Source organism: Sphingomonas arantia, assembly GCF_042682045.1.
GTDB classification, from domain to species: domain Bacteria; phylum Pseudomonadota; class Alphaproteobacteria; order Sphingomonadales; family Sphingomonadaceae; genus Sphingomonas_R; species Sphingomonas_R arantia.
Genome location: NZ_JBHUGS010000003.1, coordinates 34,205 through 54,186, shown reverse-complemented (window position 1 = coordinate 54,186; position 19,982 = coordinate 34,205). Strand labels below are relative to the sequence as shown.

Annotated in this window: 24 protein-coding genes; 23 read left to right on the top strand and 1 reads right to left on the bottom strand. The window is 65.9% G+C overall.

The genetic code is table 11. The features are described from left to right. The 6 genes from ACFSGX_RS11725 to thiE all read left to right on the top strand — a co-directional run bounded on the left by ACFSGX_RS11725 (position 1) and on the right by thiE (position 4,047). On the top strand, positions 1–1,197 hold the full coding sequence (locus ACFSGX_RS11725) for a phosphoglycerate kinase (protein ID WP_380930122.1): 1,197 nt from the start codon (positions 1–3) through the stop codon (positions 1,195–1,197). Positions 1,198–1,245: 48 nt separating this feature from the next. Continuing rightward, positions 1,246–1,506, top strand: coding sequence for a ribbon-helix-helix protein, CopG family (locus ACFSGX_RS11720; protein ID WP_380930120.1), 261 nt, complete (start codon positions 1,246–1,248; stop codon positions 1,504–1,506). Then, positions 1,503–1,829, top strand: coding sequence for a type II toxin-antitoxin system PemK/MazF family toxin (locus ACFSGX_RS11715; RefSeq protein ID WP_380930118.1), 327 nt, complete (start codon positions 1,503–1,505; stop codon positions 1,827–1,829). Before ACFSGX_RS11720 ends, ACFSGX_RS11715 begins: the two co-directional genes overlap by 4 nt. A gap of 82 nt (positions 1,830–1,911) precedes the next feature. Beyond that, positions 1,912–2,826, top strand: coding sequence for a class I fructose-bisphosphate aldolase (locus ACFSGX_RS11710; RefSeq protein WP_380930116.1), 915 nt, complete (start codon positions 1,912–1,914; stop codon positions 2,824–2,826). Between the two features lie 60 nt (positions 2,827–2,886). After that, a complete protein-coding gene (locus tag ACFSGX_RS11705; protein ID WP_380930114.1) occupies positions 2,887–3,336 on the top strand; it encodes a hypothetical protein in 450 nt (149 codons plus the stop codon). A 9-nt stretch (positions 3,337–3,345) separates the two neighbouring features. Then, positions 3,346–4,047, top strand: coding sequence for a thiamine phosphate synthase (thiE, locus tag ACFSGX_RS11700; protein WP_380930113.1), 702 nt, complete (start codon positions 3,346–3,348; stop codon positions 4,045–4,047). 172 nt (positions 4,048–4,219) lie between these two features. On the opposite strand, the gene ACFSGX_RS11695 is transcribed toward thiE, so the two are convergent. Then, positions 4,220–4,771: a peptidoglycan L,D-endopeptidase MepK gene (locus ACFSGX_RS11695; RefSeq protein ID WP_380930765.1), complete on the bottom strand. Its 552-nt coding sequence runs from the start codon at positions 4,769–4,771 to the stop codon at positions 4,220–4,222. Between the two features lie 200 nt (positions 4,772–4,971). Here ACFSGX_RS11695 and ACFSGX_RS11690 point away from each other — a divergent pair, with 200 nt between their 5' ends. The 17 genes from ACFSGX_RS11690 to nuoL all read left to right on the top strand — a co-directional run bounded on the left by ACFSGX_RS11690 (position 4,972) and on the right by nuoL (position 19,971). Beyond that, the gene (locus ACFSGX_RS11690; protein WP_380930112.1) at positions 4,972–5,877 is read left to right on the top strand and encodes a L,D-transpeptidase family protein; all 906 of its coding nucleotides are present in this window, start codon (positions 4,972–4,974) and stop codon (positions 5,875–5,877) included. Between the two features lie 136 nt (positions 5,878–6,013). After that, a complete protein-coding gene (locus tag ACFSGX_RS11685; RefSeq protein ID WP_380930763.1) occupies positions 6,014–6,541 on the top strand; it encodes a M23 family metallopeptidase in 528 nt (175 codons plus the stop codon). Positions 6,542–6,619: 78 nt separating this feature from the next. Then, complete coding sequence (gene efp / locus ACFSGX_RS11680; RefSeq protein ID WP_380930110.1) at positions 6,620–7,183, top strand: elongation factor P; 564 nt, start codon at positions 6,620–6,622, stop codon at positions 7,181–7,183. 102 nt (positions 7,184–7,285) lie between these two features. After that, on the top strand, positions 7,286–8,101 hold the full coding sequence (locus ACFSGX_RS11675; protein WP_157176454.1) for an inositol monophosphatase family protein: 816 nt from the start codon (positions 7,286–7,288) through the stop codon (positions 8,099–8,101). A 213-nt stretch (positions 8,102–8,314) separates the two neighbouring features. Then, entirely contained in the window at positions 8,315–8,692 is a 378-nt protein-coding gene (gene ndhC / locus ACFSGX_RS11670; RefSeq protein WP_380930109.1) for an NADH-quinone oxidoreductase subunit A, read from the top strand. Then, positions 8,683–9,225: a NuoB/complex I 20 kDa subunit family protein gene (locus ACFSGX_RS11665; RefSeq protein ID WP_076071103.1), complete on the top strand. Its 543-nt coding sequence runs from the start codon at positions 8,683–8,685 to the stop codon at positions 9,223–9,225. Before ndhC ends, ACFSGX_RS11665 begins: the two co-directional genes overlap by 10 nt. After that, positions 9,222–9,884: an NADH-quinone oxidoreductase subunit C gene (locus tag ACFSGX_RS11660; RefSeq protein ID WP_380930106.1), complete on the top strand. Its 663-nt coding sequence runs from the start codon at positions 9,222–9,224 to the stop codon at positions 9,882–9,884. Before ACFSGX_RS11665 ends, ACFSGX_RS11660 begins: the two co-directional genes overlap by 4 nt. Next, the gene (locus ACFSGX_RS11655; RefSeq protein WP_380930104.1) at positions 9,881–11,143 is read left to right on the top strand and encodes an NADH-quinone oxidoreductase subunit D; all 1,263 of its coding nucleotides are present in this window, start codon (positions 9,881–9,883) and stop codon (positions 11,141–11,143) included. The genes ACFSGX_RS11660 and ACFSGX_RS11655 overlap by 4 nt, the downstream gene beginning before the upstream one ends. Further along, entirely contained in the window at positions 11,140–11,325 is a 186-nt protein-coding gene (locus tag ACFSGX_RS11650; protein ID WP_380930103.1) for a hypothetical protein, read from the top strand. Before ACFSGX_RS11655 ends, ACFSGX_RS11650 begins: the two co-directional genes overlap by 4 nt. Continuing rightward, complete coding sequence (locus tag ACFSGX_RS11645; protein ID WP_380930101.1) at positions 11,318–11,965, top strand: complex I 24 kDa subunit family protein; 648 nt, start codon at positions 11,318–11,320, stop codon at positions 11,963–11,965. The genes ACFSGX_RS11650 and ACFSGX_RS11645 overlap by 8 nt, the downstream gene beginning before the upstream one ends. 21 nt (positions 11,966–11,986) lie before the next feature. Continuing rightward, positions 11,987–13,285 (top strand): NADH-quinone oxidoreductase subunit NuoF, encoded by a 1,299-nt coding sequence (nuoF, locus tag ACFSGX_RS11640; protein WP_380930100.1) that lies wholly within the window; start codon positions 11,987–11,989, stop codon positions 13,283–13,285. Positions 13,286–13,289: 4 nt separating this feature from the next. Next, positions 13,290–15,305 (top strand): NADH-quinone oxidoreductase subunit NuoG, encoded by a 2,016-nt coding sequence (nuoG, locus tag ACFSGX_RS11635; RefSeq protein ID WP_380930098.1) that lies wholly within the window; start codon positions 13,290–13,292, stop codon positions 15,303–15,305. A 52-nt stretch (positions 15,306–15,357) separates the two neighbouring features. Then, on the top strand, positions 15,358–16,404 hold the full coding sequence (nuoH, locus tag ACFSGX_RS11630; RefSeq protein ID WP_184075260.1) for an NADH-quinone oxidoreductase subunit NuoH: 1,047 nt from the start codon (positions 15,358–15,360) through the stop codon (positions 16,402–16,404). Beyond that, complete coding sequence (nuoI, locus tag ACFSGX_RS11625) at positions 16,404–16,889, top strand: NADH-quinone oxidoreductase subunit NuoI (RefSeq protein WP_157176461.1); 486 nt, start codon at positions 16,404–16,406, stop codon at positions 16,887–16,889. Before nuoH ends, nuoI begins: the two co-directional genes overlap by 1 nt. 81 nt (positions 16,890–16,970) lie before the next feature. Continuing rightward, entirely contained in the window at positions 16,971–17,585 is a 615-nt protein-coding gene (locus ACFSGX_RS11620; protein ID WP_157176462.1) for an NADH-quinone oxidoreductase subunit J, read from the top strand. Next, positions 17,582–17,887 carry an NADH-quinone oxidoreductase subunit NuoK gene (gene nuoK / locus ACFSGX_RS11615; RefSeq protein ID WP_157176463.1) on the top strand — a complete coding sequence of 102 codons (306 nt, stop codon included), beginning with the start codon at positions 17,582–17,584 and terminating at the stop codon, positions 17,885–17,887. Before ACFSGX_RS11620 ends, nuoK begins: the two co-directional genes overlap by 4 nt. 8 nt (positions 17,888–17,895) lie before the next feature. Further along, entirely contained in the window at positions 17,896–19,971 is a 2,076-nt protein-coding gene (nuoL, locus tag ACFSGX_RS11610) for an NADH-quinone oxidoreductase subunit L (RefSeq protein ID WP_380930095.1), read from the top strand. The last annotated feature ends 11 nt before the right edge of the window (positions 19,972–19,982 follow it).

Below are 19,982 nucleotides of genomic sequence, written 5' to 3'. Positions count from 1 at the left end.
ATGACGGCTTTCAAGACGATGGACGATATCGGCGACGTCGCGGGCAAGCGCGTGCTGGTGCGCGAGGACCTGAACGTGCCGATGGACGGCGCGAAGGTGACCGACGACACCCGCCTGCGGGCCGCCGCGCCCACGATCGCCGAACTGTCCGACAAGGGTGCGATCGTGCTGGTGCTGGCACATTTCGGGCGGCCCAAGGGCGCGCGGAACCCGGACATGTCGCTGGCGCTGGTCGTGCGGCCGCTGTCCGACGTGCTGGGCCGCGAAGTGCGGTTCATCGACGATTGCCAGGGTGCCGACGCGGACAAGGCGATCGCTCAAATGCAGCCGGGCGACATCGCGGTGCTCGAGAATACGCGCTTCCATGCCGGTGAGGAGGCGAACGATGCCGGCCTGGCCGCGGCGATCGCGCAGCTGGGCGAGATCTACGTCAACGACGCTTTTTCCGCGGCACACCGCGCGCATGCTTCGACCGAGGGGCTGGCGCACCTGCTGCCGGCCTATGCCGGGCGGTCGATGGAGGCGGAGCTGAAGGCGCTCGAAAAGGCACTGGGCAAGCCGGAGCATCCGGTGGCCGCGGTTGTCGGCGGGGCGAAGGTTTCGACGAAGCTCGAGGTGCTGCGCCAGATGGTCGCGAAGGTCGATCACCTGATCATCGGCGGCGGGATGGCCAACACGTTCCTGGCGGCGCGCGGCGTGGATGTCGGCAAGTCGCTGTGCGAGCATGACCTGACCGATACCGCCAACGCGATCCTGGATGCGGCGGACGCGGCGGGCTGCACGGTCCACCTGCCGTACGACGTGGTGGTGGCGACCGAATTCCGCGCCGATCCGCCGACACGGACGGTGAACGTGCACGAGGTCGCGGCGGACGAGATGATCCTCGACGTCGGGCCGGCGGCGACCGAGTCGCTGGGCGACGTGCTTAAGAATTGCCGCACGCTGGTGTGGAACGGGCCGATGGGCGCGTTCGAGACGCCGCCGTTCGACACCGCGACGGTGGCGCTGGCCCGCACCGCGGCGGCGCTGACCGAGAGCGGGTCGCTGGTTTCAGTCGCGGGCGGCGGCGATACGGTCGCGGCGCTGAACCAGGCGGGAGTGGCGGACCGCTTTACCTTCGTATCGACCGCGGGCGGAGCGTTTCTGGAGTGGATGGAGGGCAAGCCATTGCCGGGGGTCCAGGCGCTGATGGGTTGACCCTGCCAGCGTCGCCGCCTATGTTAAACATGTTGAACGGAGGCGACGATGCTTGGGATACGATTGAACCCGGATCTGGAGGCAGACCTTACGGCCCTCGCGCGCCGCACCCATCGTACCAAGAGTGACGTCGCGCGAGAGGCCGTCCGTGAATATGTTGACCGCCACTCACTGGATGCAGAGTATCGGCGTCAGGTCGCGCTGGTGCATGAGGCGCAGCGAGGATCCGATATGGATTGGCTTGAAGCGATGGCGGCCGATCTGATGGCGGACGAGCCGGACTATGACTGGGGCGATCGTAAGCCGTGAAGCGCGGTGAGATTGTCGTTGCGAACGGTCGCGGGGAATTCACCGGGAAGGCGCGGCCGTTCCTGGTTGTTCAGGCAACTGAGCTCATGATGGGTGCGGAGATCGTGACGGTATGTCCAATCACGTCGACGCTTAGCTATGCGCCATTGGTCCGAGTGCCACTCCACGCAGGCGCCGAGACTGGCCTTCAGGTGCAAAGTGAGATCGAAGTGGACTTGATCTCGTCTATTCGCGCGCGTCGTATTTCACAGGTCATCGGACACGCGCCGGCCGCTACAATGGTCGCAGTCGATCAAGCCTTGCGTCGCTGGTTGGGCCTGTGAACCGGAATGACCACCGTTGTCATGGTTGCGTGCCATCGGCAGCGCTATATCGCACCGCACAAATTCACCGGAGGCAACAGCCATGACATTGAACCCGACGATCAAGGCGATCCTGGACAATTACGAGTCCGACAATCCGGGCACGAAGGCCAATCTGGCGCGCATCCTGACGGCCGGGCATCTGGGCGGGACGGGCAAGCTGGTGATCCTGCCGGTCGACCAGGGGTTCGAGCATGGCCCGGCGCGGTCGTTCGCGATCAACCCACCGGCCTACGATCCGCAGTATCATTATCAGTTGGCGATCGACGCCGGGCTGTCGGCCTATGCCGCACCGCTGGGCATGATCGAGGCGGGCGCCGACACGTTCGCCGGGCAGATCCCGACGATCCTGAAGGTCAACAGCTCGAACAGCTGGGCGACCAGCATTTCGCAGGCGATCACCGGGACGGTCGACGACGCGTTGCGCCTCGGGTGTTCCGCGATCGGTTTCACCATCTATCCCGGATCGGACGGCATCTTCGACGCCATGAACGAGATTCGCGAGATGTCGGCGGAGGCCAAGGCGGTCGGCATCGCGACGGTGATCTGGTCCTACCCGCGCGGCGGCGATATTTCGAAGAAGGGTGAGCTGTCGCTCGACGTCGGGGCCTATGCTGCGCACATGGCGGCGCTGCTCGGCGCGCACATCATCAAGGTGAAGCTGCCGACCGCCGATATCGAGCAGAAGGAAGCGGTAGAGGTCTACAAGAACGGCGACTGGTCGACCCAGGCCAAGCGCGTCGCGCATGTCCGGCAGGCGTGCTTTGCCGGGCGGCGGCTCGTGGTGTTCTCCGGCGGGGCGACCAAGGGGTCGGACGCGCTGTACCAGGATGCGCGCGACATTCGCGACGGCGGCGGCAACGGCTCGATCATCGGGCGGAACACGTTCCAGCGCCCGCGCGAGGAAGCGCTCGAGATGCTCGCCAAGATCATCCGCATCTACAAGAACGAGGAATAAGCCGTGGCGGGGGCGGGTGGCACGGTCGTCACCTTCCCCTGTCATCGGAGTATCGCGCCGATGCTTTGGGTGATGCTGGTGCTGTCGCTGATCGAGATGGGCGTGGTGCATGCGCTGGTCGCGATGTGGTGGCCGGCCTTCGCGGTCGGGTTGTCGCTGGTGAGTATGGCCGCGGTCGTGTGGATCGTGCGGCTGATCGTATCGCTCCGGACGCGGCTGCCGGAGGTTCGCGACGGCGTGCTGACGATGCGGGCCGGCGTTTTGGGCGTGGTGGCGATCCCGGTCGCGGCGATCGGCGGTCTGCGAGCGGACTGGTCGGCGGCGACGCTGCGGGCGCCGGGGGTGGTGAACCTCGCGCTGATGGCCTGGCCGAACATCGTGATCGATCTGGCCGAGCCCGTCGTGGGGCGGCGCGGGCGGGCGGTGCAGGCGGTGGCGCACAAGCTGGACGATCCGGATGCGTTTCGCGCGTGGATCGCGACGCTTCCGCAGGGCGCGGGGTTGCGGTAGGGGCGGGGGATGAACGACCTTCCCGAAATCGACGACGACGCGCTGAAACTGGATCCGGCCTTTGCCGATCAGTTCGAACCGCAGTTCCGGCCAGCGTGCCAGCTTTACCTGATCTCCCCGCCTGCGATCGACGACGGGTTCGCAGCCCAGCTCGAGGCGGCGCTGGATGCGGGGCCGGTGGCGGCGTTCCAGTTGCGGCTGAAGGGAATCGACGATCACCGGATCGCGGCGCTGGCTGGGCCGCTGGTGGAAATCTGCCGCGCGCGGGAGGTGGCGTTCATCGTCAACGACAGCATCGGCCTGGCCAAGCGGTTGGGGGCGGACGGCGTCCATCTGGGGCAGGACGACGGCGATCCGCGCGATGCGCGCGAACAGCTCGGCAAGGAGGCGCAGATCGGCGTGACCTGCCACGACAGCCGGCACCTGGCGATGGAGGCGGGTGAGCGCGGCGCGGACTATGTGGCGTTCGGGGCGTTTTTCCCGACCACGACCAAGACGGTTGAGCATGTCGCGGAGCCGGCGTTGCTTGGCTGGTGGACGACGGTGTTCGAGACGCCGTGCGTGGCGGTTGGCGGCATTACCGCTGACAATGCTGCGCCGCTGGTGGCGGCTGGGGCGGATTTTCTGGCGGTGAGCAGTGCCGTTTGGGGGCATCCGGATGGGCCCGCGGCTGGGGTTCGGGCTTTTGCCGGCGTGCTTGGGCAGGGGTGAGGTTCGCTGGGCCTCGAGCGGAGCGCTCGGGGTGGTGTGGGCTTCTCGACTGCGCTCGGGATGGGCGGTTTTTATCGATCCGTTCCCCGGCGGAGGCCGGGGCCCGGCCGCCGCCGTTTCACCTAGGCCCCGGCCTGCGCCGGGGAACTGTAGGTTGTTGGGGTAGGCGGTCCTACCAGGTGCGCAGCTGGCCCGTGTCGACGTGGACGAAACCGTCGCGGGGGTAGTAGCCGACGCCGCCGCGGCGCATCGAGTAGGCGGCGGCGCGGAGCGTGGCGAGTGGGACGCCGGGCATGGCGATGTCGCTGGCCTTGCCGAGCATGTGCTGGCTCTTGCTCGCGACGCCGCTGTGCGCGCCGCCGGCTTCCTTGAGGCGGCCGTTGGTTTCGGGCGAGCGGTAGCCGGAGATGAGATCGAACCCGCGACGCGGGGCGATGCCGAGCCGGTCGCGCAGGTCGCCGAGCAGGTCGAGCAAATCGCGGTCCATCGGGTGGGTCTGGCCGGTGCGCCAGTCGCGCAGGCCGTGGTTGATCTCGGCGATCCCCTGACGATCGAGCCCGGTCGGGCCGTAGTAGCGCGCATCGACGCGTTCGTTGGTGTGGACGTTGCGGAAGGCGAGGCGGCGTTCGCGGGTATCGGCTAGCGCCGGCGTGGCGACCAACGCACTGCCGCCGAGCGCGAGCAGACCACCGATCAGGCCGCGACGGCCGGTGTTGATGTGCATCATTATCCTGGCCACCCCGGAAAGATTTGCCGTATCCCTGCGTTTGATTCGGCCTCCGTTCACCATAAAGGCGTGCACGCATGAAGAAATCGTTGGTTGCCTTCGCTGGGCTCGGTCTGTGCACGGCCGGGCTGACATTTGCCCAAACCGGGGCGCAAACGCCGCCCGCGGCCGCGAATAAGCCCGCCGCCGGGATCGATATGACGGTGCTGCATGTGCAGGTCCTGCTCGACTATCTGGGCTTCGGACCGGGCGTGATCGACGGGAAGGGCGGCATGTCGTTCAAGAATGCGCTGTCCGGGTTCCAGGGCGCGCGCAACCTGCCGCGGACCGGCAAGGTCGACCAGGCGACTCTGAAGGCGCTGTACCCGTATCGCGCGGTGCGGCCGGTGCGCGTGCTGGCGCTGAGCCAGGCGGACGCTGCAGGGCCCTATCAGGGGCCGTTGCCGAAGGAGCCGGCCGATCAGGCGAAGCTGCCCGCGATGGGATATGCCAACGCGATGGAGAAGCTGGCCGAGAAGTTTCACACCACGCCGGCCACGCTGGCGGCGCTGAACCCGGGCGGGCGGATCGCGCCGGGGGCCAAGCTGCGCTTCCCGAACGTCCTGCCGTCGTCGCGCGATTATGATCCGAAGCTGAAGCCGGAATGGCGCCAGACGCTGTCCGACCTGAACGTCAGCGCGAACCAGCCGCAGGCCAAGCGGATCGTGGTCGACAAGTCGGAAGGCGTGCTCAAGGTCTACGGCGAGAACGACAAGCTGCTCGCGCAATTCCCGGCGACGATGGGGAGCGAGCATGACCCGTTGCCGCTGGGCGACTGGAAGGTGCAGGGTGCGGCGTACAATCCGCCGTTCCACTATAACCCGACTTTGTTCTGGGACGCGGACGACAGCGACAAGAAGGCGCTGCTGCCGCCCGGGCCGAACGGGCCGGTGGGCGTGATCTGGCTGGACCTGTCGAAGCCGCATTACGGGATCCACGGCACGCCGAGCCCGGAGACGATCGGGCGGGCGGAAAGCCATGGCTGTATCCGGCTGACCAACTGGGATGCGGCGCGGCTGTCGCTGATGGTGAAGCCAGGGACGCCGGCGCATTTCCAGGCTTGAGGGTGATGGGCCTGGGTGGTGAAGGTTCATCCAGGCCCCGGCCTTCGCCGGGGAACTGTGAGGGGAGTTGGTATTGAACAGGTTCGGTAAGGCGATCGTCGCCATTCTGGTGCTGGCGGTAATTGCGATCGTGTCGATGGTGCGGTTCGTGGATCGGCCGGCGGATACCCCTGCGCCGGCGACCGCCACGACCGACGATGCCGTGCAGGGCGAGATCACGATCGCGCCGACCGGGCTGGCGATCCCGGTGGCGGGCGTGCGGCCGGAGCAGCTGACCGATACGTTCGGCGATGCGCGCGAAGGGCATGCGCACGGCGCGCTCGACATCATGGCGCCGACAGGAACGCCGGTGGTCGCGGCGGCGGCGGGGCAGGTCGAGAAGATCTTCGAGAGCGCGGCGGGTGGCCACACCGTCTATATCCGGTCGCCGGACCGGCGCTGGATCTATTATTATGCGCACCTCGACGGCTATGCCCCCGGGCTGGCGGAGGGGCAGCGGCTGGCGCGCGGTTCGTCGATCGGGACGGTGGGTTTCTCGGGCAACGCCAGCCCGGCGGGGCCGCATCTGCATTTCGAGATCCGGCTGATGGGCGCGGACGAGCCGTGGCACGGCGGCCGACCAATCGATCCGTACCGCGTCCTGGCCAATCCGCCCGCGGCATGACCACGGCGCCGCTTGAGCGCGGGGCCAGGGTCGGCTAGACGCCGCGGCTGCTCTTTCCCATCATCAAGCGAGGCCCCCGTGAAGATCAGCGGCGTGGACATCCGTCCCGGCAACATCATCGAATATGACGGCGGGCTTTGGCGCGCGGTCAAGATCCAGCATACGCAGCCCGGCAAGGGCGGGGCTTATATGCAGGTCGAGCTGAAGAACCTGATCGACGGGCGCAAGAACAACGTGCGGTTCCGGTCGGCCGAAACGGTCGAGAAGGTCCGGCTCGACACCAAGGATTTCCAGTTCCTGTTCGCCGACGGCGACGCGCTGACGTTCATGGACAAGCTGAACTACGATCAGGTGCAGCTCGATCGCGGCATCCTGGGCGATGCGTCGGCGTTCCTGCAGGACGGCATGGACGTGGTAATGGAGTTGTATGACGAGCGGCCGATCTCGGTCCAGCTGCCCGACACGGTGGAGGCGATGATCGTTTCGGCCGACGCGGTGGTGAAGGGGCAGACGGCGTCGTCGTCCTACAAGCCCGCGGTGCTGGAGAACGGCGTGCGCGTGATGGTGCCGCCGCATATCGGCGCAGGCACGCGGATCGTGGTCGACGTGTACGAACAGACCTATGTGAAGCGCGCCGACTGATTTGGAGAGTAGGAGTGCGTCGCGACTGCGCGGCCACGACCTACCGAGCGCGTGTACCCACCCCCGACCCCTCCCTTGAAAGGGAGGGGGGAAAGTAGATTTATGGCAGCCCAGTCCGGCCTCATCACCGTCATGGAACGCGCGGCGCGCAAGGCGGCACCCCGTTTGCGTCGCGATTTCAACGAGACGCAGCAATTGCAGGTCAGCCGCAAGGGCCCGGCCGATTTCGTCAGCCAGGCCGACCGGCAGGCGGAACAGACGCTGTACGAGGAACTGAAGCGCGCGCGGCCCGACTGGGGTTTCCTGGGCGAGGAGGGCGGGGTCGTCGAGGGCGACCCGACCAAGCCGCGCTGGATCGTCGATCCGCTCGATGGGACGACGAACTTCCTCCACGGCCTGCCGCATTTCGCGATCTCGATCGCGGTTGAGGAGCCCAAGCCGGGCGGCCGGACCGAGATCACGCAGGGGCTGGTGTACCAGCCGCTGACCGACGAGAGTTTTTGGGCCGAGAAGGGCCGCGGCGCGTGGTTGCAGGACCGCCGGCTGCGCGTGTCGAGCCGGCGCGACCTGACCGAGTCGCTGATCGCGACGGGCATTCCGTTCGCGGGGCACGGCGATTTCGCGCAGTGGCGCAAGATCTACGATGCGGTCGGGCCGGAAGTGGCGGGCATCCGCCGGTTCGGTGCGGCGTCGCTCGATCTGGCATGGGTCGCGGCGGGGCGGTTCGACGCATTCTGGGAAAGCGACCTGCAGCCGTGGGACGTGGCGGCGGGCATCCTGCTCGTCCGCGAGGCGGGCGGGTTCGTGACCGATTTCCGCGGTGGCGAGCGGGTGATGGAGCGCAACGAGTATATCGCGGCAAGTGATGGTCTGCATTCGCGGCTGCACAAATTGATTGCCGGGGCTTTGCGGGTCTGAGGTTCTTTGGGGGGGTGCGCCAAGTCTTTGGCGTTGCTCCCCTCTCCCAACCCTCTCCCCGGAGGGGAGAGGGCCAAAGCAGTTCGTCGGGTCGAAATGCCCTAGCGGTTGCGAGTCATTCTCACCCGCCCCATCCTTGCCTACCGCACCTGCGAAGTTTAAGTGCTCACCCTGAAGATGGCTCGGTTCACGGGACGTCACCGGAGAAGTTTCATGGCGTCCGTCGCCGGCGGCTACTTGCCGATCCTGTTGTTCCTGGGCGTCGCGATGGCGCTGTCGACGGCATTCGTGCTGTTGCCGATGATCGTGGGGAAGTTCACGGGCGCGTCGAAACCCTATGCCGACAAGCTCGCCGAATATGAATGCGGCTTCCCCGCGTTCGAGGATAGCCGGTCGCAGTTCGACGTGCGGTTCTACCTGGTCGCGATCCTGTTCATCATCTTCGACCTGGAGGCGGCGTTCCTGTTCCCCTGGGCCGTGGCGCTGGGCGGTATCGGTTTTGCAGGCTGGGCGGCGATGATGATCTTCCTGGCCGAACTGGGGCTGGGCTATGCCTATGCCTGGAAGAAGGGAGCACTCGATTGGGAGTAGAACTCGCACGCACGATCCCCGCTCCCGGAACGGAGCCGGATCGCGCCTTCTTCGATGACATGTCCGCCGAAGTGCAGGACAAGGGTTTCCTGGTCACCTCCACCGAGGACCTGTTTACCTGGGCCCGGACGGGTTCGCTGTGGTGGATGACGTTCGGTCTCGCGTGCTGCGCGGTCGAGATGATCCACGTGAACATGCCGCGCTACGACCTGGAGCGGTTCGGTGCCGCACCGCGCGCGTCACCGCGCCAGTCGGACGTGATGATCGTGGCCGGCACGCTCTGCAACAAGATGGCCCCCGCGCTGCGCCGCGTCTACGATCAGATGTCGGAGCCGCGCTACGTCATCTCGATGGGCAGCTGTGCCAATGGCGGCGGCTATTATCATTACAGCTATTCCGTCGTGCGCGGATGCGACCGGATCGTGCCGGTCGACATCTATGTGCCCGGGTGCCCGCCGACCGCCGAAGCGCTGCTCTACGGCATCATGCAGTTGCAGCGTAAGATCCGGCGCGCCGGGACGATCGAACGATGAGCGGCCTCACCTATCCGCGCTACACCGCGAACGACGGCATCGCCGACGAGGCGCGGCTGGCGCTGGGTGACAAGCTGGTCCACGTTGTCGAGGCGGTCGGCGAGATCGCGCTGCACGTCCGGCGCGAGGCACTGGTCGATGTCATGCGGACGCTGCGCGGGCAGATGCAGTATCAGCAGCTGATGGAGATCGCCGGCGTCGACTATCCGGAGCGTGAAGAGCGGTTCGAGGTCGTCTATTGCCTGTTGTCGCTGACGCGCAACCACCGCATCCGCGTGCATGTCCAGACCGACGACCGCAAGCCGGTGCCGTCGCTGACCGGGTTGTGGCCCGTCGCCGGATGGCTGGAGCGCGAAGTGTTCGACCTGTACGGCGTGCTGTTCTCGGGCAATCCCGATCTGCGCCGGATCCTGACCGACTACGGGTTTCGCGGCCATCCGTTGCGCAAGGATTTCCCGCAGACCGGCTATGTCGAGCTGCGCTATTCCGAGGAAGAGAAGCGCGTCGTCTATGAGCCGGTGAAGCTGGCGCAGGACTTCCGCAGCTTCGATTTCACCAGCCCGTGGGAGGGCGGCTCCTATGTGCTGCCCGGTGACGAGAAGGTGCCCGAAGCCAAGGGTGCGCCGACGCCGTTGAAGGCCGACGAGGTGAAGAGATGATGGACCACATCGACATTCCGCACCGCGAAGAGACGCCCGAAACGCTGGCGGAATTGATCACCTCGGCCGACCCGAGCGTCGGCGACGTCGAGATCCAGAACTACACGATCAACTTCGGCCCGCAGCATCCGGCCGCGCACGGCGTGTTGCGCCTCGTGATGGAGCTGGACGGCGAGATCGTCGAGCGCGTCGATCCGCATGTCGGCCTGCTCCACCGCGGCACCGAGAAGTTGATCGAGTACAAGACCTATCTCCAGGCGCTGCCCTATTTCGACCGGCTCGACTACTGCTCGCCGATGTGCATGGAGCACAGCTATGTGCTCGCCGTCGAGAAGCTGCTCGGGCTCGAAGTGCCGCTGCGTGCGCAGTATCTGCGCGTGCTGTTCGCCGAGATCACGCGTGTCATGAATCACATGCTGAACCTTGGTTCGCATGTGATGGATGTCGGCGCGATGACGCCGAACCTGTGGCTGTTCGAGCTGCGCGAAGACACGATGGGCTTTTACGAGCGCGCGTCGGGCGCGCGCATGCACGCCGCGTTCTTCCGCCCCGGCGGCGTGCATCAGGACGTGCCGCTGAAGCTGCTGACCGACATCGGCGACTGGGTCGACGACCGTTTCCCCAAGCTGTTCGAGGACGCGATCAGCCTCGTCGCGGACAACCGCATCTTCAAGCAGCGCAACGTCGACATCGGCACCGTCAGCCGCGACGACGCGATCGCGTGGGGCTTTTCCGGGCCGATGATCCGTGCGGCGGGCATTCCGTGGGACCTGCGCAAGTCGCAGCCCTACGACGTGTACGACCGCATGGAATTCGACGTGCCGGTGGGCACGCGCGGCGATTGCTACGATCGGTTCATGGTGCGGGTCGAGGAAGTGCGGCAGTCGCTGCGCATCATCAAGCAGTGCCTGGCGCAGATGCCGGAGGGGCCGATCGCCTCGCTCGATCGCAAGGTCGTGCCGCCCAAGCGCGCCGACATGAAGCAGTCGATGGAAGCGATGATCCATCACTTCAAGCTCTATACCGAAGGTTTCCACGTGCCGGCGGGCGAGGTCTATGTCGCGACCGAGAGCCCGAAGGGCGAGTTCGGCGTGTATCTGGTCGCCGACGGGACGAACAAGCCCTACCGCTGCAAGATCCGGCCGACCGCGTTCAGCCATCTGCAGGCGATGGATTTCATGATGAAGGGGCATATGCTGGCGGACACCACCGCCGTGCTGGGTGCCGCCGACATCGTGTTCGGGGAGTGCGACCGGTGAGCATTCGAACGGGCATACCGATCTGGCTTTATGGTGTCGTTGCCACGGTCATCGCGGTAACGGCATTCGGCGTCGCGCAGGTGGTGTCCGGGGCCGGCATGCCGTTCGTGATGATCGCGACCCTCGGCTGGGTCGTCTTTTCCGTTTCCTATCAGCGTAAGTGGCATCAGAAGCATGGCTGACGCAGCCCATATCCCGGACGAAGTCGAGACGCGCGCCCGCTGGGGCGGCTTTGCGTGGACCGGAGAGAATGCCGCCAAGGCGCGCGAGATCATCGCGCGTTATCCCGCGGGGCGCGAGCATTCCGCGGTGATGCCGCTGCTTGACTTGGCGCAACGTCAGGTTGGGGCGGAGACGCAGACCCAGGGCTGGCTGCCCGTGCCGGTCATCGAGTATGTCGCGAAGAGCGTGAACATGCCATACATTCGCGCGTACGAGGTCGTGACCTTCTACACGATGTACAACATGGCGCCGGTCGGGCGTTTCCATGTGCAGGTGTGCGGGACGACGCCGTGCATGCTGCGCGGGTCGGACGACGTGCTCGCGGCGTGCAAGAACCGTGGTCTGTCCAAGGGGCACACGACGCCGGACGGCCTGTTCACGCTGACCGAGGTCGAGTGCATGGGCACGTGCGCCAACGCGCCGATGGTGCAGATCAACGACGATAATTTCGAGGACCTGACGTTCGACAGCATGTCGGCGATCCTGGAAGCGCTCGCCAATGGGGAGACGCCGAAGCCCGGATCGCAGATCGGCCGGATGGCGTCGGCCCCGGAGGGCGAGCGCACGACGCTGCACGTCTATCAGGGTGCGGACGCATGAGCGGAATGAAGGAGCACGACCGTGCTTGACGACAAGGACCGCATCTTCACCAACCTGTACGGGCAGCAGGACTGGGGCGTCGACGCCGCGATCAAACGCGGCGACTGGGACGATACCAAGGGCCTGATGGCGCGCGGGCAGGACGGGATCATCGACGCGATCAAGGCCTCGGGCCTGCGCGGACGCGGTGGTGCCGGTTTCCCGACCGGTATGAAATGGTCGTTCATGCCCAAGGAATCGAAGAACGGGAAACCGAGCTTCCTGGTCATCAACGCCGACGAGTCCGAGCCGGGTTCCTGCAAGGACCGCGAAATCCTGCGTCACGATCCGCACAAGCTGATCGAGGGCGCGCTGGTGGCCGGCTTCGCGATGCGGGCGCGGGCGGCGTATATCTACATTCGCGGCGAGTATATCCGCGAGGCCGAGACGCTGTTCGCAGCGGTGGCGCAGGCCTATGCGCGCGGGTTCATCGGCAAGAATGCGTGCGGGTCGGGCTACGACTTCGACGTGTTCGTGCACCGCGGGGCGGGCGCCTACATCTGCGGCGAAGAGACCGCGATGCTGGAAAGCATCGAAGGGAAGAAGGGCCAGCCGCGGCTGAAGCCGCCGTTCCCGGCGGGTGTCGGCCTCTATGGCTGCCCGACGACGGTCAACAATGTCGAGTCGATCGCGGTCGCGCCGACGATCCTGCGGCGCGGGCCGGAATGGTTCGCGGGCATCGGGCGCGACAAGAACCAAGGCACGAAGCTGTTCCAGATCAGCGGCCATGTGAACCGGCCGTGCGTGGTCGAGGACGCGATGGGCGTGTCGTTCCGCGAACTGATCGAGACGCATGCCGGCGGGATCCGCGGCGGGTGGGACAATCTGCTCGCGGTGATCCCGGGCGGATCGTCGGTGCCGCTGGTGCCGGCTGCGCAGATCATCGATGCACCGATGGACTTCGACGGGCTGCGTGACGTGGGGTCGGGGCTCGGCACCGCGGCGATCATCGTGATGGACAAGTCGACCGACATCGTCCGCGCGATCAGCCGGATCAGCTATTTCTACAAGCATGAGTCGTGCGGCCAGTGCACGCCGTGCCGCGAAGGCACCGGCTGGATGTGGCGCGTGATGGAGCGGCTGCGCGAAGGCAATGCCGAGATCGGCGAGATCGACATGCTGGAGGAAGTGACCCGGCAGATCGAGGGCCACACTATCTGTGCGCTGGGCGATGCCGCGGCATGGCCGATCCAGGGGCTGATCAAGCATTTCCGCCCCGAGATCGAGCGCCGGATCATCGAGAAGAACGGTGCCGCGCCTTACGCGGTCGCGGCGGAGTAACGACATGCCAATTCTGACCGTCGACGGGATCGAAGTGGAGGTGCCGGCCGGCGCCACCGTGCTCCAGGCCTGCGAAGCCGCGGGGAAGGAAATCCCGCGCTTCTGCTATCACGAGCGGCTGAGCATCGCCGGCAATTGCCGGATGTGCCTCGTCGAGGTGAAGCCGGGTCCGCCCAAGCCGCAGGCGTCGTGCGCGCTGCCGGCGGCGGACAAGATGGAGGTCTTCACCACCAGCGAGAAGGTGAAGAAGGCGCGCGAGGGGGTGATGGAGTTCCTGCTCATCAACCACCCGCTCGATTGCCCGATCTGCGACCAGGGGGGTGAGTGCGACCTGCAGGATCAGTCGCTGGCCTATGGCCGCGGGCACAGCCGCTATGACGAGAACAAGCGCGCGGTCACCGAGAAATATATGGGGCCGATCGTCAAGACGGTCATGACGCGCTGCATCCAGTGCACGCGCTGCGTCCGGTTTGCGCAGGAAGTGGCGGGCGTCGAGGAGATCGGCGCGATCGGCCGCGGCGAGAACATGCAGATCACGACGTATCTGGAGCATGCGGCGACGAGCGAGCTGTCGGGCAACGTGGTCGACCTTTGCCCGGTCGGTGCGCTGACGTCGAAGCCCTATGCGTTCGAGGCGCGGCCGTGGGAGCTGAAGAAGACCCACGCGATCGACGTGATGGATGCGGTCGGCACCAACATCCGGCTCGACAGCCGCGGGCGGCAGGTGCTGCGCGCATTGCCGCGGGTGAACGAGGACGTGAACGAGGAGTGGGCGTCGGACAAGACGCGCCACGCGGTCGACGGGCTCGTCCGCCGGCGGCTCGACAGTCCCTATGTGCGGCGTGACGGCAAGCTGGTGAAGGCGAGCTGGGCCGATGCGTTCACGGCGGTGAAGACGGCGGCGGATGCGGCCGGATCGTCGGTCGCGGCGATCGCAGGCGACCTGGTCGATGCCGAGACGATGTATGCGGCCAAGGCGCTGCTGCGCTCGCTCGGGTCCGACATGCTCGAAGGGCGCCAGACCGGGCTGGCGTACGACACGTCGCATGTCGCGGCGGTGAATTTCAACAGCACGATCGCCGGGATCGAGACGGCGGACGCGGTCCTGCTGATCGGCACGAACCCACGCTGGGAAGCGCCGCTGGTCAACACGCGGATCCGCAAGGCCGTGAAGCGCGGTGCGCGGGTGTTCGCGATCGGCGATCCGGTCGACCTGACCTATCCCGTGACGTGGCTCGGCAACGATGCCGGGCTGCTCGGGGATCTGCCGCAGGCGGTGACCGACCTGTTCGCAGGTGCGGAGCGGCCGGCGGTGATCGTCGGGGGCGGTGCGCTGAAGATCGACGGGTTGCAGGCGGCGACGCTGGGCCTGGTCGAGACGCTGGGTCTGATCAAGGGTGACTGGAACGGTTACAACGTGCTGCACATGGCGGCATCGCGGATGGCGGGGCTGATGCTCGGCTATGCGCAGGACGGCGGGATCGCGGCGGTTGCCGAGAAGGCGCCAAAGCTGGTCTTCCTGCTGGGTGCGGACGAGGTCGATTTCGCGCGGTTCGCGGGCAGCACGAAGGTTTATGTCGGGCATCACGGCGATCGTGGCGCGGCGACAGCGGACATCGTGCTGCCGGGTGCGGCCTATGCCGAGAAGGCCGGGACCTGGGTCAACCTGGAAGGGCGCGTGCAGCGCGGCGAGCGGGCGGTGTTCCCGCCGGGCGATGCGCGCGACGACTGGAGCATCTTCCGGGCGCTCTCCGAGACGATCGGCCACAAGCTGCCGTTCGATACGCTCGCGGCATTGCGCGCGGCGATGACGGCGGAAGTGCCGGCGCTCGGCGTGCAGGGGCTCGCGCCGTTCGCCTGGGGCGTACCGACCTTGCCGACGGTGCCGGTTTCGGGCGAGTTCGGGCTGCCGATCGCGGACTTCTACCTGACCAACGCGATCTGCCGGGCCAGCCCGACAATGCAGCGTTGCTCGGACGAGATCATCCACGGTCACGATTTTGCGGAGGCCGCGGAATGAGCGGTCTGGTTAATTCGCGCGCGACTTCGCGCCGCCACGGGGGCCTTGCGGCATGACCGGTTTCTTCGCCGACACGCTCGGCATGGGTTATAACGCGGGGTGGTTCACCGCGACGATCGTCGGCATCCTGCTGATCGCGTTGCCGTTGATGCTGTCCGTCGCGATGATCATCTATGCCGATCGCAAGATCTGGGCGGCGATGGCATTGCGTCGCGGGCCAAACGTGGTGGGGCCGTTCGGCCTTCTGCAGTCGTTTGCCGACGGGTTGAAGGTGTTCCTGAAGGAAACGATCATCCCGTCGTCCGCGAACCGCGGGCTGTTCCTGATCGCGCCGATCCTGACGTTCACGGTGGCGCTGGTCGCCTGGGCGGTGATCCCGTTCGGGCCGAACATGGTGCTGGCCGACATCAATGTCGGGCTGCTCTACATCCTCGCGGCATCGTCGCTCGGGGTGTACGGCATCATCATGGCGGGCTGGGCGTCCAACTCGAAATATCCGTTCTACTCGGCGCTGCGTGCGGCCGCGCAGATGGTCAGCTACGAAGTGTCGATCGGGTTCATCCTGATCTCGGTCGTGCTGTGGGCCGGCACGTTCAACATGGGCGGCATCATCGATGCGCAGCGCGGCAACATCTTCGGCGTGGTGAGCGCGTTCGGGCTCAACCCGCTACTGTTCCCGATGGCGGTGATGTTCCTGATCTCGTCGATGGCGGAGACGGCGCGCGCGCCGTTCGATCTGACCGAGGCGGAGAGCGAGCTCGTCGCCGGGTACCAGACCGAATATTCGTCGATGAGTTTCGCGCTGTTCTGGCTCGGCGAATATGGCAACGTGCTGCTGATGTGTGCGCTGAACGCCGTGCTGTTCTGGGGCGGCTGGCTGCCGCCGGTGGACTGGGCGCCGCTGTACATGGTGCCGGGCATCATCTGGCTGTTCGCCAAGATCCTGGTGTTCTTCTTCATTTTCAGCTGGGTGAAGGCGACGGTTCCGCGCTATCGCTACGACCAGCTGATGCGGCTGGGCTGGAAGATCTTCCTGCCGATCTCGCTGTTCTGGGTGTTCCTGGTGTCGGGATACCTCATGCTGACAAGGTATAGCTGATGGGTATCGCGTATCTCGTAAAGTCGTTCACGCTCTGGGAATTCCTCAAGGCGCACACGCTGACGCTGAAGTATTTCTTCAAGCCGAAAGCGACGATCAACTACCCGTACGAGAAGAACCCGCTGAGCCCGCGGTTCCGTGGCGAACATGTCCTGCGGCGCTATCCGAACGGCGAGGAACGCTGCATCGCGTGCAAGCTGTGCGAGGCGGTGTGTCCGGCGCAGGCGATCACGATCGAGGCGGAACCGCGCGACGACGGCAGCCGCCGTACGACACGTTACGATATCGACATGACCAAGTGCATCTTCTGTGGGCTATGCCAGGAAGCCTGCCCGGTCGACGCGGTCGTGGAAGGTCCGAACTTCGAATATTCGACCGAAACGCGCGAAGAGCTGATTTACGACAAGGCCAAGCTGCTCGCGAACGGCGATCGTTGGGAACGAGCGGTCGCTGCCAACCTTGCCGCCGACGCCCCCTACCGCTAAGGCCCGCCCGACTCCCGCGTTGCCTTCCGTCACGGAAGGCGGCGCAGGCCCGACGACCACCGGTTTGAGGACCGTTTCGCTTTGATCCAGACGATCGCCTTCTACCTGTTCGCCACGCTGGTCATCGCGTCCGGCGCGTTGACCATCCTCGCGCGCAACCCGGTCCATTCGGTGCTGTGGCTGATCCTGGCGTTCTTCAACGCCGCCGGCCTGATGGTGCTGGTGGGGGCGGAGTTCATCGCGATGCTCCTCGTCATCGTCTATGTCGGCGCGGTCGCGGTGCTGTTCCTGTTCGTGGTCATGATGCTCGACATCGACTTTTCCGAGATGCGCGCCGGCTTCGGGCGATATCTGCCGTTCGGCGTGCTGCTGGTCGTCGTGCTGGCGGCAGAGATCATCTTTGCGGTCGGTGCCTGGAGTGCGGGCGGCATCGGGCTTGGCGCTGCGACGTCGCCGACGCCGGAGGGGATGAGCAACATCCAGGCGCTCGGCACGCTGCTGTACACGCGCTATCTGTATATCTTCGAGGCGGCCGGGCTGGTGCTGCTGGTTGCAATGATCGGTGCGATCGTGCTGACCCACCGGACGCGCGGCGGTGTTCGTGCCCAGAACATCCGCCGTCAGAATCAGCGCCGGCCGCAGGACGCGGTCCGCAACGTGGTCGATCAGCCATCGGGTGAGGGAGTGACGCTGTGATCGGGATCCAGCATTTCCTGGTGGTCTCCGCCATCCTGTTCGCGATGGGGGTGTTCGGCATCTTCCTGAACCGCAAGAACATCATCATCATCCTGATGGCGATCGAGCTGATCCTGCTCAGCGTGAACATCAACCTCGTCGCCTTTTCCGCCTATCTCGGCGATCTGGTGGGGCAGGTGTTCGCGATGTTCGTGCTGACCGTGGCCGCCGGCGAGGCGGCGATCGGTCTGGCAATCCTGGTCATCTATTTCCGCGGGCGCGGCACGATCCTGGTTGATGACGTCAACCGGATGAAGGGGTAGTTCGAGCCGTGATTGCCGTCATCGTCTTCCTGCCGCTGCTGGCAGCCATCGTCGCGGGCCTGGGTCAGCGGATGATCGGCGCCGTGCCGTCGAAACTCATCACCACCGCGGGGCTGTTCGCGGCCTGCGCGCTCAGTTGGCCGATCTTTTTGAACTTCCTGCACGGCAGCGAGGTCGCGCATGTCGAGACCGTGCTGCCATTCATCCGGTCGGGCGATCTGGTCGTCGACTGGTCGCTGCGCGTCGACGCGCTGACTGCGGTCATGCTGGTCGTGATCACGTCGGTGTCCGCGCTCGTTCATTTGTATAGCTGGGGCTATATGTCGGAGGACCCGGATCAGCCGCGGTTCTTCGCTTATCTGTCGCTGTTCACCTTCGCGATGCTGATGCTGGTGACGTCGGACAATCTGATCCAGATGTTCTTCGGCTGGGAAGGCGTCGGGCTGGCGTCCTATCTGCTGATCGGTTTCTGGTACAAGAAGCCGAGCGCGAACGCGGCGGCGATCAAGGCGTTCGTCGTCAACCGCGTGGGCGATTTCGGGTTCTCGCTGGGCATTTTCGGGACGTTCCTGGTGTTCGGCACCGTGTCGATCCCGGCGATCCTGGCCGCTGCGCCGGGCCTGGCCGGATCGACGATCGGATTTATAGGCGGGCGGTTCGACACGATGACCGTGCTCTGCCTGCTGCTGTTCGTCGGGGCGATGGGCAAGTCGGCGCAGCTCGGGCTGCACACCTGGCTGCCTGACGCCATGGAGGGGCCGACGCCGGTCTCCGCGCTGATCCACGCGGCCACGATGGTGACCGCGGGCGTATTTATGGTGTGCCGCCTGTCGCCGATGTTCGAGGTGTCGCCCACCGCGCTGACGGTGGTGACATACGTTGGTGCCGCGACCGCGCTGTTCGCGGCGACGGTCGGGCTGGTCCAGACCGACATCAAGCGCGTGATCGCCTATTCGACCTGCTCGCAGCTCGGCTACATGTTCTTCGCAGCGGGCGTCGGGGCGTATGGCGCCGCGATGTTCCACCTGTTCACGCACGCCTTCTTCAAGGCGCTGCTGTTCCTGGGCGCCGGTTCGGTGATCCATGCGATGCATCACGAGCAGGACATGCGCTTCTATGGCGGCCTGCGGAAATCGATCCCGGTGACGTTCTGGGCGATGATGGCCGGCACGCTGGCGATCACCGGTGTCGGTGTTGCCGAGGTGTTCGGGTTCGCGGGCTTTTATTCCAAGGATGCGATCATCGAGGCGACCTATGCCGCTGGCACCGACGCCGGTCAGGTCGCGTTCGGCGTGGGTGTGGTCGCGGCGCTGCTGACGAGCTTCTATTCGTGGCGGCTGATGTTCCTGACCTTCTTCGGCAAGCCGCGCTGGGCCGGGTCCGAGCATATCCAGCATGCGGTGCATGACGCGCATGGCCATCATGACGATCACGCGCATGGTGATCCGGCGGCGGATGAGGATGCAGGCCATGCGCCGAACGCGCACGATGCAGGCGCCAACGAGGTCGTAACCGGGACCGCCGGCTATCATCCGCACGAGAGCCCCTGGCCGATGCTGGTGCCGCTCGGCGTGCTGACGCTGGGCGCGGTGTTTGCGGGCTTCGTCTTCCACGAGCCGTTCATCGGGGCGGAGCACGGTGGCGAGTTCTGGAAGGGCAGTCTCGCGTTCAACGAGCATCTGATGCACGCGATGCACGGCGTGCCGGAGTGGGTGAAGCTGTCCGCGACCGTCGCGATGGCGATCGGCTTCCTGCTCGCGCTGTGGGCCTATGTGATCAACACGAGCATTCCGGCGAAGGTCGCGGCGACGTTCAGCGGGCTCTACGCTTTCCTCTTGAACAAGTGGTATTTTGACGAGCTTTACGCCTTCCTGTTCGTGCGACCTGCGTTCGCGCTGGGGCGGATGTTGTGGCGACGCGGTGACCAGGGGACGATCGACCGGTTCGGCCCCAACGGGATCGCGCAGCTGATCGTCGGTGGCGGCGTGCTGACCCGGCGGTTGCAGTCGGGCTATCTCTACACCTATGCGCTCGTCATGCTGCTGGGCCTCGCGGCTGCGGCAACCTGGGCGATGACGCGGTGATGTCGGTGCGG

Coding starts and splice junctions, on each gene's coding strand:
- ACFSGX_RS11660 (WP_380930106.1), top strand. CDS start 9,222: ATGAGCGGCCTCACCTATCCGCGCTACACCGCGAACGACGGCATCGCC.
- nuoH (WP_184075260.1), top strand. CDS start 15,358: ATGACCGGTTTCTTCGCCGACACGCTCGGCATGGGTTATAACGCGGGG.
- ACFSGX_RS11675 (WP_157176454.1), top strand. CDS start 7,286: ATGGCAGCCCAGTCCGGCCTCATCACCGTCATGGAACGCGCGGCGCGC.
- nuoI (WP_157176461.1), top strand. CDS start 16,404: ATGGGTATCGCGTATCTCGTAAAGTCGTTCACGCTCTGGGAATTCCTC.
- ACFSGX_RS11655 (WP_380930104.1), top strand. CDS start 9,881: ATGATGGACCACATCGACATTCCGCACCGCGAAGAGACGCCCGAAACG.
- ndhC (WP_380930109.1), top strand. CDS start 8,315: ATGGCGTCCGTCGCCGGCGGCTACTTGCCGATCCTGTTGTTCCTGGGC.
- nuoG (WP_380930098.1), top strand. CDS start 13,290: ATGCCAATTCTGACCGTCGACGGGATCGAAGTGGAGGTGCCGGCCGGC.
- ACFSGX_RS11645 (WP_380930101.1), top strand. CDS start 11,318: ATGGCTGACGCAGCCCATATCCCGGACGAAGTCGAGACGCGCGCCCGC.
- ACFSGX_RS11705 (WP_380930114.1), top strand. CDS start 2,887: ATGCTTTGGGTGATGCTGGTGCTGTCGCTGATCGAGATGGGCGTGGTG.
- thiE (WP_380930113.1), top strand. CDS start 3,346: ATGAACGACCTTCCCGAAATCGACGACGACGCGCTGAAACTGGATCCG.
- ACFSGX_RS11685 (WP_380930763.1), top strand. CDS start 6,014: ATGGTGCGGTTCGTGGATCGGCCGGCGGATACCCCTGCGCCGGCGACC.
- ACFSGX_RS11725 (WP_380930122.1), top strand. CDS start 1: ATGACGGCTTTCAAGACGATGGACGATATCGGCGACGTCGCGGGCAAG.
- ACFSGX_RS11710 (WP_380930116.1), top strand. CDS start 1,912: ATGACATTGAACCCGACGATCAAGGCGATCCTGGACAATTACGAGTCC.
- ACFSGX_RS11695 (WP_380930765.1), bottom strand. CDS start 4,771: ATGCACATCAACACCGGCCGTCGCGGCCTGATCGGTGGTCTGCTCGCG.
- ACFSGX_RS11720 (WP_380930120.1), top strand. CDS start 1,246: ATGCTTGGGATACGATTGAACCCGGATCTGGAGGCAGACCTTACGGCC.
- ACFSGX_RS11690 (WP_380930112.1), top strand. CDS start 4,972: ATGACGGTGCTGCATGTGCAGGTCCTGCTCGACTATCTGGGCTTCGGA.